At 63.1% G+C, this 13,390-nt stretch carries 10 protein-coding genes; all 10 read left to right on the top strand.

All coding sequences use genetic code 11. The annotated features are described in order from the left end of the window. Window positions 1–48 precede the first annotated feature (48 nt). The 10 genes from pilM to OZ911_RS27010 all read left to right on the top strand — a co-directional run bounded on the left by pilM (window position 49) and on the right by OZ911_RS27010 (window position 13,360). Window positions 49–930: a type IV pilus biogenesis protein PilM gene (gene pilM, locus OZ911_RS27055; protein WP_023048611.1), complete on the top strand. Its 882-nt coding sequence runs from the start codon at window positions 49–51 to the stop codon at window positions 928–930. Then, the gene (locus OZ911_RS27050) at window positions 927–1,463 is read left to right on the top strand and encodes a PilN domain-containing protein (RefSeq protein WP_016489625.1); all 537 of its coding nucleotides are present in this window, start codon (window positions 927–929) and stop codon (window positions 1,461–1,463) included. The genes pilM and OZ911_RS27050 overlap by 4 nt, the downstream gene beginning before the upstream one ends. Beyond that, window positions 1,460–2,476: a pilus assembly protein PilP gene (locus OZ911_RS27045; RefSeq protein ID WP_070086874.1), complete on the top strand. Its 1,017-nt coding sequence runs from the start codon at window positions 1,460–1,462 to the stop codon at window positions 2,474–2,476. Before OZ911_RS27050 ends, OZ911_RS27045 begins: the two co-directional genes overlap by 4 nt. Then, the gene (locus OZ911_RS27040; protein WP_016489623.1) at window positions 2,400–3,662 is read left to right on the top strand and encodes a type IV pilus secretin PilQ; all 1,263 of its coding nucleotides are present in this window, start codon (window positions 2,400–2,402) and stop codon (window positions 3,660–3,662) included. Before OZ911_RS27045 ends, OZ911_RS27040 begins: the two co-directional genes overlap by 77 nt. Window positions 3,663–3,666: 4 nt before the next feature. Then, complete coding sequence (gene aroK / locus OZ911_RS27035; protein ID WP_024717571.1) at window positions 3,667–4,185, top strand: shikimate kinase AroK; 519 nt, start codon at window positions 3,667–3,669, stop codon at window positions 4,183–4,185. Between the two features lie 96 nt (window positions 4,186–4,281). After that, entirely contained in the window at window positions 4,282–5,379 is a 1,098-nt protein-coding gene (aroB, locus tag OZ911_RS27030; protein WP_070086873.1) for a 3-dehydroquinate synthase, read from the top strand. Window positions 5,380–5,394: 15 nt separating this feature from the next. Further along, the gene (locus OZ911_RS27025; RefSeq protein ID WP_060516914.1) at window positions 5,395–6,999 is read left to right on the top strand and encodes an SPOR domain-containing protein; all 1,605 of its coding nucleotides are present in this window, start codon (window positions 5,395–5,397) and stop codon (window positions 6,997–6,999) included. A 129-nt stretch (window positions 7,000–7,128) separates the two neighbouring features. Then, complete coding sequence (locus tag OZ911_RS27020; RefSeq protein ID WP_132844974.1) at window positions 7,129–7,353, top strand: hypothetical protein; 225 nt, start codon at window positions 7,129–7,131, stop codon at window positions 7,351–7,353. A gap of 19 nt (window positions 7,354–7,372) precedes the next feature. Then, a complete protein-coding gene (gltB, locus tag OZ911_RS27015; protein ID WP_016489619.1) occupies window positions 7,373–11,818 on the top strand; it encodes a glutamate synthase large subunit in 4,446 nt (1,481 codons plus the stop codon). A 123-nt stretch (window positions 11,819–11,941) separates the two neighbouring features. After that, complete coding sequence (locus OZ911_RS27010) at window positions 11,942–13,360, top strand: glutamate synthase small subunit GltD family protein (RefSeq protein WP_016489618.1); 1,419 nt, start codon at window positions 11,942–11,944, stop codon at window positions 13,358–13,360. Window positions 13,361–13,390 lie beyond the last annotated feature (30 nt).

The following is a 13,390-nucleotide window of genomic DNA, read 5'->3' as shown; positions in this document are numbered from 1 at the left end:
GACGCGGGGTTGCGACAGACCGCTGCACCACGCAGCAAGGAAGCCGCGATGCTAGGACGCTTCGGCAAGGATGCCAGTTCAATCGTGGGGGTGGAAATCGCCCCTGACGCTGTTCGTGTTGTGCAACTGCAGCGGCGCAGTCGGCGCTACAGGGTACTTGCATCGGCACAAGAACCATTTGAATCCGCAGCTGGCAAGGATTGGGTCGCAGAGCCCGATGCCGTGGTGGCTGCCTTGCGCCGTGCCTACCTGCGTAGCGGCCTCAGGCAGCACCGGATAGCGTTGGCGTTACCGGCCAGCCAGGTGATCTGCAAGCGGTGCCATGTGCCGATGGAGCAGGTCGGGGCTGAACTGGAGACGCAATTGCTGGCCGATGCCGAGCGGCTGTTTCCATTTCCATTGGAGGACCTGGCCTTGGACTTTCAGGTCTTGGGGGCATCCGGAACGCAACCGGGGTGCGCCGAACTGATGGTGGCCGCGTGTCGGCAAAGTGCCTTGGCGTCACTGGATGCCATCGTCGAGGCGGCCGGGTTGCAACTGGAGGCCATCGAGGTCGACAACATTGCCTTGTGCCGCATGTTGCCCGTGGGCTGCCTTGAAGGTTCGGCGCTGCTGCGGGTCGAAGCGCACAGCGCAGTGCTTTATGACTGGCAGCCTGGCCGGCCTTACCAGCGTCGTGAACTAAACATGCAGGGGCTGAAGGGCATGGCGCAGTTGCCGGAGCACCTGCACGCGCTGCTTGCCGATGCGCAGTTGCCGGCGGGCCTGTGGATTACCAGTGGCTCATCGGTGGAGCCTGGCGTGTTGCAAAACCTTGGCCGCCAGCTGAATACGCCGTGCAGGCACTTGCCTGGCCTGAAAGGGTTGGAGCACGTTGACGGCACGATGGTCCTGGCGTGCGCCCTGGCACTTGGAGGGTTGCACCCATGATACGGCTTAACCTGCTGCCTTGGCGGGAGCGGCAGCGCGAGGCGGCGCTCAGGCGCTTTCGCACCCAGCTGGTTGCCGGCGCACTGCTAGCGCTGTGTGCCGTGACCCTGGTCGACCAGTTGGCCCGACAGCGCGGTCAGCAGCAGGCGCTGGTCAATGCCCAGCACCAGGCCGCCCTTGAGGTGCTGGCCGAGCAACTGCAGCCGCTGGCAGATGTGCGTGCGCAGCATGATGCACTCAATGCCCGTGCAGCTGCACTCGAAAGCTTGCGCGCCCAGCAGGGGGTGCTGGGTAATGTGTTCGCTGAGATCGAAGGGGCGCTGCCGGTCGGGGTCCAGCTACTCGACCTCAGCTTTGAAAACGGCCATCTGCAGGTGACTGGGCTGGCTGCCTCTGGCGCCTTGGTTGCGCAGTTCATGCGCGATCTGGAGCGATCGGGTGTGCTGCTCGATCTGACGCTCAAGCGTGTCAGGAGCATGCCGGCTGGCGATGAGTTTCTGCTGGCTACGCGTGTTGCGGCGTTCTGGTCGTGAAAGCAGCGCAGGTCTTTGCCTGGTGGGCGGTTGCCGAACGTTCCAGAAGCATCAGGCTCATCGCGCCAGTGCTGGTGGCCGGGATGGTGTTCGGCCTGGGTTGCGCGCTTCGCCTGCCGGCAGGGTTGCAGCAGCAGGCACAGGAAGCGGCCCGGCAGGCCACATTGAACGAGCAGCAAGCAGCCAGTGCGGCAAAGCTGGAGGAGCTGCAGCGATTGCGGGCGTCTCTGGCTTTTGCCGAACGGCGGTTGCTGGAGGCTCACTGGCACTTGGCCGCCGGGGAAGGCATGAGTGAGCTGGTTGACCGCCTGGCGGCTTCGGGGCATGCACATGGCTTGCTGGTTGAGCGGTTCGACGTGCAGGAAGTCGAGCAACAGGCAGGCTATTGGAAAGTGCCGTTGCAGGTGCAGGTGGTGGGCCGGTACATGGATTTGCGCCAGTGGCTGGGTGACTGGCTGGGCCAGGCACGCCTGCTGCGCAGCGGTGACATGAAACTGGCCGCCGTCGCGGGGCAGCCCGGGCTTTTGCGTCTGCAACTGCAGGTAGATGCGTTTCAGGCCTCCGCGCCCGTACCGACACCTGAGGTGCTTGCGCTTATGCCGGCCAAGGCCGCCACGCCAGTGCCTGGGGTCGATCCCTTCGCCCGTGGGGCGATACGAGTGGCCGGTTCCGGGCTGGGCAGCGTGCCACTGGCACAGCTGGAAATGGTCGGCAGCCTGTCGCGAGGGGCGGCCCATGAGGCGCTGCTGATGGCGGCTGGCAGGCTCTACCGCGTGCGGGCGGGTGAGCGCTTGGGGCGTAACCACGGAGTGGTGGCGCGGGTCGATCAAGGTCAGGTCGAAGTGCGAGAACGGTTATTCATGGCGGGGGTGTGGCATGAGCGTACGGCGTTCATCACCCTGGCAAAGCGCCCGGGCAAGGAGGCCCCGAACCAGAATGAAGAACGTGATGAAATGGGTGTTGGCGGCCCTGCTGCCGATCCCGCTGGTGTGGGCGACGCCGTATCAGGGTGAGCCACTTTCTTTGAATTTCCAGGATGTAGAGGTTCGCTCGGTGCTGCAGGTGCTGGCCGATTACGCGGGCATCAATCTGGTTGCCAGCGATGACGTGCAGGGCAACGTGACCTTGCGTTTGCAGGACGTGCCCTGGGATCAGGCGCTTGACCTGGTGCTGCGCAGCAAGGGCCTGGCACAGCGGCACGAAGGCAATGTGTTGCTGGTGGCCCCTGCGGCAGCGTTTGCCCCGCAGCCGTTCGATGCCCATCCGGTGCCGGATGCGCAGATGCAGCCGTTACGCCGTGAACTGATACCGATCCATCATGCCAAGGCGGCGGAGCTGGTTGAGTTGTTGCTGACCAGCCTGGCGGATGACAGCACCTTCACCGTTCGTGGCAGCCTGGGTGTCGATGAGCGCACCAATACCCTGGTGGCGCATCAGCCGGCCGATCGCCTGGCCGAATTGCGGCAACTGGTTACGCAGCTGGACGTGCCGGTGCGCCAGGTGGCGATCGAGGCGCGTATCGTCGAGGCCAACGTCGACTACGAGAAAAGCCTGGGGGTGCGCTGGGGCGGGCCGCTGTACGGGGAAAGCCTGCGCCCGGGCAAGGAACTGTTCGTCGACCTCGGCGTGGAGCGGGCGGGCAGCAGCGTCGGCCTGGGCCTGCTGCGTGGCGACGTGTTGCTCGACCTGGAACTCAGCGCCATGGAAAAAAGCGGCAACGGCGAGATCATCTCGCAGCCCAAGGTGGTCACGGCCGACAAGGAAACGGCCAGGATCCTCAAGGGCACCGAGGTGCCCTACCAGGAAACCAGCCAGAGTGGCGCCACCTCGGTCGCCTTCCGCGAAGCCTCGCTTTCGCTGGAGGTGACCCCGCAGATTACACCTGACAACAAGGTAATCATGGCTGTCAGGGTGACCAAGGACGAGCCTGATTACGTCAATGCCGTGAACAACGTACCGCCGATCCGCAAGAACGAGGTCAATGCCAAGGTTCGTGTGGCTGACGGCGAAACGATCGTGATCGGTGGCGTGTACTCGACTTCGCAAAACAATGTGGTCGACAAGGTGCCATTTTTTGGCGATCTGCCGTATGTTGGGCGGCTGTTTCGACGCGATGTATTACAAGAGAAAAAATCCGAGCTGCTGGTCTTCCTGACTCCGCGTATCATGAGTGACCAGGCGATTGCTGTGAGTCGTTGATTCTGTGCGAAATTTGATACTTGTGGGACCCATGGGCGCTGGTAAAAGCACCATTGGACGCCTATTGGCCAAAGAGCTGCGCCTGCTGTTCAAGGATTCCGACAAGGAAATCGAACTGCGATGCGGCGCCAACATCCCGTGGATTTTCGACAAGGAAGGCGAGCCAGGTTTCCGTGAGCGCGAGCAGGCGATGATCGCCGAACTGTGCGCACTCGACGGCGTGGTTCTGGCGACCGGCGGTGGCGCGGTGATGCGCGAAGCCAACCGCCAGGCATTGCGCCGGGGTGGTCGGGTTATCTACCTGCATGCTTCGGTGGAGCAGCAGGTTGGCCGTACCGCGCGTGATCGCAATCGCCCGCTCCTGCGCACCGCCAACCCCGAGGCCACCCTGCGCGCCCTGCTGGAAGCCCGCGACCCGCTCTACCGCGAGATCGCCGACGTGGTGGTGGAAACCGACGAGCGGCCGCCCCGCATGGTGGTGATCGATATTCTCGAGCGCTTGCAGCAGTTGCCGCCCCGTTAGCCCGGGTCTATTCTCGGCCACCAGCGCCGAGGCGAGGTTCAACGTTAGCGCGTGGTTGCCCGAACGGCGCCGCGCCCAAGTACATTGTGGGGATACATGCAGACACTTAAGGTCGACCTGGGCGAGCGCAGCTACCCGATCTACATTGGCGAAGGCCTGCTGGGCCAGCCCGAGCTGCTGGCGCCGCACATTGCCGGCCGGCAAGTCGCCATCGTTTCCAACGAGACCGTCGCACCCCTGTATCTCGAACGCCTGAGCAACACCCTCGGCGCCTACTCGGTGCTGCCGGTGATATTGCCCGATGGCGAAGCCCACAAGAACTGGGAAACCCTGCAACTGATCTTCGATGGCCTGCTGACAGCTCGCCATGATCGTCGCACAACCGTGGTTGCCCTGGGCGGCGGCGTGATCGGTGACATGGCCGGCTTCGCTGCCGCCTGCTACCAGCGCGGTGTCGACTTCATCCAGGTGCCGACCACCCTGCTTTCCCAGGTTGACTCTTCGGTGGGCGGCAAGACCGGTATCAACCACCCGTTGGGCAAGAACATGGTCGGTGCCTTCTATCAGCCCAATGCGGTGCTGATCGATACAACCAGCCTTAAAACCCTGCCAGCGCGTGAACTGTCGGCCGGCCTGGCGGAAGTGATCAAGTACGGTCTGATCTGCGACAAGCCGTTTCTCGCCTGGCTCGAAGATAATATGCAAGCCCTGCGCGCCCTCGACTCGGCAGCCCTGACCGAGGCCATCCGCCGCTCGTGCGCGGCCAAGGCCGCAGTGGTGGGTGCCGATGAGCGTGAGTCCGGCGTGCGGGCCACGCTGAACCTGGGGCATACCTTCGGGCATGCCATCGAGACCCATATGGGCTACGGCGTCTGGCTGCACGGCGAAGCCGTGGCGGCGGGCACGGTGATGGCCCTGGAAATGTCCATGCGCCTTGGCTGGATCGACCAGGCCGAGCGTGATCGCGGGATCCGCCTGTTGCAGGACGCAGGTTTGCCGGTGGTGCCACCACAGGAAATGACCCCGGCGCATTTCATGGAGCACATGGCGGTCGACAAGAAAGTGATCGACGGACGCTTGCGTCTGGTGCTGTTGCGCCAGATGGGCGAGGCCGTTGTGACCGACGACTATCCGAAAGAGATTCTTCAGGCCACGCTGTCGGCGGATTACCGCGCGATCGTGGCCCAGCTTTGAGGTTGTGACAGCGCAATGACCAGTTTGCATGCCGATGAGGCCTTTCTCGACCATTACCAGTTGAGCCACGATCCGTTCGCGCCCCGTGTGCCCGGCTTCAAGTTCTTCCCGGCGCAGCGCAAGCCCGTGCTTGGCCAGCTGCACCACCTGGCGCGCTACAGCCAGTTGATGCTGGTGGTCAGCGGCCCGCTGGGCAGCGGCAAGTCGCTGCTGCGCCAGGCCCTGGTGGCCAGCACCAACAAGCAGGCTGTGCAGAGTGTGGTGGTGTCTGCCCGCAGTGCCAGCGATGCTTCCAGCATGCTTGCCCAGGTCGCTCAAGACCTGGGTGTGGCCCAGCCCGAAGTGCAGGCGATCCTGTCCAAGGTGGTGCAACTGGCACTGACCGGGCAGGAAGTGTATTTGCTGGTGGACGATGCGGAACAACTCGACGAGTCGGCACTCCAAGCGTTGCTGGAGTTGGCGGCGGGGGTACCGGAAGGGCGCCCGCACGTGTTCCTGTTCGGTGAGCCTTCACTGATTGCCGGGCTGGACGAGCTCAATGTCGAGGAAGAACGCTTCCACATCATCGAGCTTGCCCCCTACAGTGAAGAAGAAACCCGCGAGTACCTGGAGCAGCGCCTGGAAGGGGCTGGCCGGGGCATCGAGGTGTTCAGCCGTGAACAGATCGTCGATATCCATGAACACTCCGACGGCTGGCCTGGCAACATCAACCAGGTCGCCCGTGACACTTTGATCGAAGCCATGATCGCCAGCCGTTCGACGGTCAAGCGACCATCAATGGGGTTCAAGATGCCTAAAAAACATGTGCTCGCGCTGTCCGCTGTGGTCGTGGTCGCTGTCGCGGCCGCTGTGTTGATGCCCAAGAAAGGCGACAAGCCACCCGCTGAGGCGCCGGCCGCCCAGGCCCAGTTGCCGCTTGGCGACGGCAAGCAGGGTGCCAATATCGAGTTTTCCGGGTCTTCCCAGCCGATGCCGCTGCCGCTGGTTGGCCAGTCCCAGCCTGTAATGCGCGAGCCGCTGGCCCAGGCCGCGGGCATGGGGGAGGGTGAAGAAGGCAGCCCGGCGGGTGACACTGCCCTGCAGCCTGGCAACCCGCCGCCAACCGTGACCACCATTGCGCCGCCGCAAGGCGTGCCGGCTGGCCCGGCACCTGTGCCCGCACAGCCTGTGGCTACTGCGCCGGTACAGCCGGTTGCGCCTGCGCCCAAGCCTGTCGCAACCCAGCCTGCGAAGCCGGTTGCACCTGCCAAGCCTACGCCTGCGCCTACCCAGGTCGCCGTGGCCAAGCCGGCCGCCAAGCCTGCCGAGAAACCTGCCGCCACTGGCAGCGGCAACAGCGGCTGGTACGCCGGGCAGAAGCCGGGCAATTACGTGGTGCAGATCCTGGGCACCAGCTCCGAGGCCTCGGCCCAGGCGTTCGTCAAGAGCCAGGGTGGCGACTATCGCTACTTCAAGAAAAACCTGCAGGGCAAGCCGCTGTACGTAGTCACCTACGGCAGCTTCGCCAACCGTGATGCAGCGGTTGCGGCAATCAAGAACTTGCCAGAGAAGGTCCAGGCTGGTAAACCTTGGCCACGTACCGTCGGCAGCGTCCAACAAGAGCTGGCCACGGCCCGCTGATACCTTCCGGGCGGCATCACCCCGCCGCCCAGTTGCTGAGCGATTACTGACTTTCGAATAGCCTGCTGCGTTTCAACGCGGCAGGCTTTTCTGTCCCAGACTGCCGGCCACAAGCCCCTAGTTGCAGTCATGGCTGAAACGCTTCAGACTCACGCCAAGCCGTTATCACGGCGCATGGCGCAAAAACATTCAAAATTGCGACATAAATTTTCAATGGTGAGACATGAAAATTTGTGGGCGTCGCTGTCGCTGTGCAACAATGGTTTTCCATGGCCACCGCAAAAAAGCTGGCGTTTGATCGGCGTGGATGGTAAGTGGTTGTTAAAAAAGAGATTTACCTCCGTTGAGAGGTGAACCTGGTGAGAATGTGTCTATGAAAACAGGTCTGTACCATCCCGAAGAATTCAAGGACAACTGTGGTTTTGGCCTGATCGCCCATATGACGGGCGAACCGAGCCACCACCTTCTGCAAACCGCCATGCAGGCGCTGACCTGCATGACCCACCGTGGCGGTATCAACGCCGACGGCAAGACCGGTGACGGTTGCGGTCTGCTCATGCAGAAGCCCGATCAATTCCTGCGAGCCGTGGCCCAGGAACACTTCGCCGTCGAGCTGCCCAAGCAGTACGCCGTCGGCATGGTGTTCTTCAACCAGGACCCGGTCAAAGCCGAAGCGGCCCGCGCCAACATGGACCGCGAGATCCTCGCCGCTGGCCTGAAACTGGTCGGCTGGCGCAAGGTACCGATCGACACCAGCGTACTCGGCCGCCTGGCCCTGGAGCGCCTGCCGCAGATCGAACAGGTGTTCATCGGTGGCGAAGGCCTGAGTGACCAGGAATTCGCCATCAAGCTGTTCAGTGCCCGTCGCCGTTCGTCGGTGGCTAACGCCCACGACAGCGACCACTACATCTGCAGCTTCTCGCACAAGACCATCATCTACAAAGGCCTGATGATGCCGCGCGATCTCGCGGCGTTTTATCCAGACCTGGGTGACGAGCGCCTGCAAACCGCGATCTGCGTGTTCCACCAGCGCTTCTCCACCAACACCCTGCCGAAATGGCCGCTGGCGCAGCCGTTCCGCTTCCTCGCCCACAACGGCGAGATCAACACCATCACCGGCAACCGCAACTGGGCCATGGCCCGTCGCACCAAGTTCGCCAATGACCAGATCCCCGACCTCGAAGAGCTCGGTCCGCTGGTCAACCGTGTCGGTTCCGACTCGTCGAGCATGGACAACATGCTGGAACTGATGGTGACCGGTGGCATCGACCTGTTCCGCGGCGTGCGCATGCTGGTACCGCCAGCCTGGCAGAACGTCGAGACCATGGACGCCGACCTGCGTGCCTTCTACGAATACAACTCCATGCACATGGAGCCGTGGGATGGCCCGGCCGGTATCGTCATGACCGAAGGCCGCCACGCGGTGTGCCTGCTGGACCGCAACGGCCTGCGCCCGGCGCGCTGGGTGACCACCACCAACGGCTACATCACCATCGCCTCGGAAATTGGCGTGTGGGGTTACCAGCCTGAGGAAGTGTTGGCCAAGGGCCGTGTCGGCCCGGGCCAGATCCTGGCGGTGGACACCGAAACCGGCCAGATCCTCGACACGGACGCCATCGACAACCGCCTGAAGTCGCGCCACCCGTACAAGCGCTGGCTGCGTCAGCACGCCACCCGTATCCAGGCGACGCTGACCGACGACCAGGGCGCGGCCAGCTACGACGCTGACCAGCTCAAGCAATACATGAAGATGTTCCAGGTCACCTTCGAAGAGCGTGACCAGGTACTGCGCCCATTGGGTGAGCAGGGCCAGGAAGCCGTTGGTTCGATGGGTGACGACACGCCGATGGCCGTGCTGTCGCAGCGTGTGCGTTCGCCTTACGACTTCTTCCGCCAGCAGTTCGCCCAGGTGACCAACCCGCCGATCGACCCGCTGCGCGAAGCCATCGTGATGTCGCTGGAGATCTGCCTGGGCGCCGAGCGCAACATCTTCCAGGAGTCCCCGGAGCACGCTTCGCGGGTCATCCTCAGCTCCCCGGTCATTTCGCCCGCCAAGTGGCGTTCGCTGATGAACCTGGAGCGCGAAGGTTTCGACCGTCAGCTGATCGACCTCAACTATGAACAGGGCGTCGGTCTGGAAGCGGCCATTCGCAACATCGCCGACCAGGCTGAAGAAGCCGTGCGCGCTGGCAAGACCCAGCTGGTGCTGAGCGATCGCTACATCGCCCCGGGCAAGCTGCCGGTGCACGCTTCGCTGGCCGTTGGCGCGGTACACCACCGCCTGACCGAACAGGGCCTGCGTTGCGACAGCAACATCCTGGTGGAAACCGCTACCGCCCGCGACCCGCACCACTTTGCCGTGCTGCTGGGCTTCGGTGCCTCGGCCGTCTACCCGTACCTGGCGTATGAAGTACTGGCTGACCTGATTCGTACCGGCGAAGTGCTGGGCGACCTGGACGAAGTGTTCAAGTACTACCGCAAGGGCATCTCCAAGGGCCTGCTGAAGATCCTGTCGAAGATGGGTATCTCCACCATCGCCTCATACCGCGGTGCGCAGCTGTTCGAAGCCATCGGCCTGGCCGAAGAAGTGGTCGGCCTGAGCTTCAAGGGCGTGTCCAGCCGCATCAAGGGGGCGCGCTTCGTAGACCTTGAAAGCGACCAGAAGCTGCTGGCGGCCGAAGCCTGGAGCGCGCGCAAGCCGATCCAGCAAGGTGGCCTGCTGAAGTTCGTCCACGGTGGTGAATACCACGCCTACAACCCGGACGTGGTCAACACCCTGCAAGCCGCCGTGCAGCAGGGCGACTATGCCAAGTTCAAGGAATACACCACGCTGGTCGACCAGCGTCCGGTATCGATGATCCGCGACCTGCTGAAAGTGAAGGTGGCCGACCAGCCACTGGCGCTGGAGCAGATCGAACCGCTGGAGGCCATTCTCAAGCGGTTCGACTCGGCCGGTATCTCGCTGGGCGCACTGTCGCCGGAAGCCCACGAGGCGCTGGCCGAGGCCATGAACCGCCTGGGCGCGCGTTCCAACTCTGGTGAAGGCGGTGAAGACCCGTCGCGCTACGGCACCATCAAGAGTTCGAAGATCAAGCAGGTGGCCACCGGCCGCTTTGGTGTGACCCCTGAATACCTGGTCAATGCCGAGGTGCTGCAGATCAAGGTTGCCCAGGGCGCCAAGCCTGGTGAGGGCGGCCAGCTGCCGGGCGGCAAGGTCAACGGCCTGATCGCCAAGCTGCGTTATGCGGTACCGGGCGTGACCCTCATCTCGCCGCCGCCGCACCATGACATCTACTCGATCGAAGACCTGGCCCAGCTGATCTACGACCTCAAGCAGGTCAACCCGCAGGCCCTGGTGTCCGTGAAGCTGGTGGCAGAAGCCGGCGTGGGCACCATCGCCGCTGGCGTGGCCAAGGCCTATGCCGACCTGATCACCATCTCCGGTTATGACGGTGGTACCGGTGCTTCGCCGCTGACCTCGATCAAGTACGCCGGCGCCCCGTGGGAACTGGGCCTGGCCGAAACCCACCAGACCCTGCGTGGCAACGACCTGCGCGGCAAGGTGCGGGTACAGACCGACGGCGGCCTGAAAACCGGCCTGGACGTGATCAAGGCGGCCATCCTTGGCGCCGAAAGCTTCGGCTTCGGTACCGCGCCAATGATCGCCCTGGGCTGCAAGTACCTGCGCATCTGCCACCTGAACAACTGCGCCACCGGCGTAGCCACGCAGAACGACAAGCTGCGCAAGGACCACTACATCGGCACCGTCGACATGGTGATCAACTTCTTCACCTTCGTCGCTGAAGAAACCCGTGAGTGGCTGGCCAAGCTGGGCGTGCGCAGCCTGGGCGAGCTGATCGGCCGTACCGACCTGCTCGAAATGCTGCCAGGCGATACCGAGCGCCAGCAGTACCTGGATCTGTCGCCGCTGCTGGGCAGCTCGCACATTCCGGCAGACAAGCCGCAGTTCTGCGAAGTCGACAAGAACCCGCCGTTCGACAAAGGCGAGCTGGCCGAGAAGATGGTGGACATGGCCCTGCCGGCGATCCGCGACCAGGCCGGTGGCGAGTTCAACCTCGACATCTGCAACTGCGACCGCTCCATCGGTGCCCGCATCTCTGGCGAAATCGCCAAGCTGTACGGCAACCAGGGCATGGCTGCCAACCCGATCACCTTCCGCTTCAAGGGTACTGCGGGCCAGAGCTTTGGCGTGTGGAACGCCGGTGGCTTGAACCTGCACCTGCAGGGTGATGCAAACGACTACGTCGGCAAGGGCATGACCGGTGGCAAGGTCACCATCGTGCCGCCAGCCGGCAGCCCGTTCGAAACCCAGCACAGCGCCATCGTCGGCAACACCTGCCTGTACGGTGCCACTGGCGGCAAGCTGTTTGCCGCGGGCACTGCGGGCGAGCGCTTCGCTGTGCGTAACTCCGGCGCCCACGCTGTTGTCGAGGGTACTGGCGATCACTGCTGTGAGTACATGACCGGCGGCTTTGTCTGCGTCCTGGGCAAGACCGGTTACAACTTCGGTTCTGGCATGACTGGCGGCTTCGCCTACGTGCTCGACATGGACAATAGCTTCGTCGACAAGCTGAACCACGAGCTGGTGGAAATCCAGCGTATCAGTGGTGAAGCGATGGAAGCCTACCGCAGCCACCTGGCGCGGGTACTTGGCGAGTATGTGGAAGAAACCGGCAGCGAGTGGGGGCGTGAGCTCTCGGAGAACCTGGACGACTACGTGCGGCGCTTCTGGCTGGTGAAGCCGAAGGCAGCCAACCTGAAGCAACTGTTGTCCAGCACACGTGCCAACCCGCAGTAAAAACAGCTGCAAGTGGCAAGCCTCAAGCTGCACCTGAAGGCAGTACGAGGTTTGCCCGGCTTAAGTGATCGTCTTGCGGCTTGCAGCGTGTAGCTTGCAGCTGCTGTAAAGAGGTTTTGAAAAATGGCTGAACGTCTGAACAACGACTTCCAGTTCATCGAAGTGGGCCGCAAGGACCCTAAGAAAAAGCTGCTGCGCCAGCGCAAGAAGGAGTTCGTGGAAATCTACGAACCGTTCAAGCCGCAGCAGTCAGTAGACCAGGCGCACCGCTGCCTGGGCTGCGGTAACCCGTATTGCGAATGGAAGTGCCCGGTGCACAACTTCATCCCTAACTGGTTGAAGCTGGTGTCCGAAGGCAACATCCTGGCGGCGGCTGAGCTGTCGCACCAGACCAACACCCTGCCGGAAGTGTGCGGCCGTGTGTGCCCGCAAGACCGTTTGTGTGAAGGTGCCTGCACCCTGAACGACGGCTTCGGCGCGGTGACCATCGGTTCGGTGGAGAAGTACATCACCGACACCGCCTTTGCCATGGGCTGGCGCCCGGACATGTCAAAGGTCAAACCAACCGGCAAGCGCGTCGCCATCATCGGTGCCGGCCCTGCTGGCCTGGGCTGCGCCGACGTGCTGGTGCGCGCTGGCGTAACCCCGGTTGTGTTCGACAAGAACCCGGAAATCGGTGGCTTGCTGACCTTCGGCATTCCAGAGTTCAAGCTGGAAAAGACCGTGCTCAGCAACCGCCGCGAAGTGTTCACCGGCATGGGCATCGAGTTTCGCCTGAATACCGAGGTGGGCAAGGACGTGACCATGGAACAGCTGCTCGCCGAGTACGACGCAGTGTTCATGGGCATGGGTACCTACACCTACATGAAGGGCGGCTTCCCGGGCGAAGACCTGCCGGGCGTGCATGACGCACTGGATTTCCTGATCGCCAACGTCAACCGCAACCTGGGCTTCGAGAAGTCCCCGGAAGACTTCGTCGACATGCAAGGCAAGAAGGTGGTGGTACTGGGCGGTGGTGACACCGCGATGGACTGCAACCGCACCTCGATCCGCCAGGGCGCCAAAGCGGTGACCTGCGCCTATCGCCGTGACGAAGCCAACATGCCGGGTTCGCGCAAAGAGGTGAAGAACGCCAAGGAAGAAGGCGTGAAGTTCCTTTACAACCGCCAGCCTATCGCCATTGTCGGCGAGGACAAGGTCGAAGGCGTGAAGGTGGTCGAGACCCGTCTCGGCGAGCCGGATGCCCGTGGCCGCCGCAGCCCTGAGCCGATCCCGGGCTCCGAGGAGATCCTGCCAGCCGATGCCGTGGTGATCGCCTTCGGCTTCCGCCCAAGCCCGGCGCCGTGGTTCGAGCAGCATGGTATCCAGCTGGACAGCCAAGGCCGTGTAGTAGCCCCGGAGAAAGGCAAGTTCAAGCACCAGACCAGCAACCCGAAAGTGTTCGCCGGTGGCGACATGGTGCGTGGTTCGGACCTGGTGGTGACGGCGATCTTCGAAGGGCGTACGGCTGCGGAAGGTATCCTGGACTACCTCGAAGTCTGATTTTCGACCTATTCGCGGGCATGCCCGCTC

Source organism: Pseudomonas fortuita (genome assembly GCF_026898135.2).
GTDB lineage: Bacteria > Pseudomonadota > Gammaproteobacteria > Pseudomonadales > Pseudomonadaceae > Aquipseudomonas > Aquipseudomonas fortuita.
Note: the sequence above shows the minus strand (reverse complement) of the source record. Positions and strands in the feature narration are given on the sequence as shown.

What these genes read in the sequence shown, in the direction of transcription:
- pilM (WP_023048611.1), top strand. Translation starts at nt 49, where the DNA reads ATGCTAGGACGCTTCGGCAAGGATGCCAGTTCAATCGTGGGGGTGGAA.
- OZ911_RS27050 (WP_016489625.1), top strand. Translation starts at nt 927, where the DNA reads ATGATACGGCTTAACCTGCTGCCTTGGCGGGAGCGGCAGCGCGAGGCG.
- OZ911_RS27040 (WP_016489623.1), top strand. Translation starts at nt 2,400, where the DNA reads ATGAAGAACGTGATGAAATGGGTGTTGGCGGCCCTGCTGCCGATCCCG.
- aroB (WP_070086873.1), top strand. Translation starts at nt 4,282, where the DNA reads ATGCAGACACTTAAGGTCGACCTGGGCGAGCGCAGCTACCCGATCTAC.
- OZ911_RS27025 (WP_060516914.1), top strand. Translation starts at nt 5,395, where the DNA reads ATGACCAGTTTGCATGCCGATGAGGCCTTTCTCGACCATTACCAGTTG.
- OZ911_RS27020 (WP_132844974.1), top strand. Translation starts at nt 7,129, where the DNA reads ATGGCTGAAACGCTTCAGACTCACGCCAAGCCGTTATCACGGCGCATG.
- gltB (WP_016489619.1), top strand. Translation starts at nt 7,373, where the DNA reads ATGAAAACAGGTCTGTACCATCCCGAAGAATTCAAGGACAACTGTGGT.
- OZ911_RS27010 (WP_016489618.1), top strand. Translation starts at nt 11,942, where the DNA reads ATGGCTGAACGTCTGAACAACGACTTCCAGTTCATCGAAGTGGGCCGC.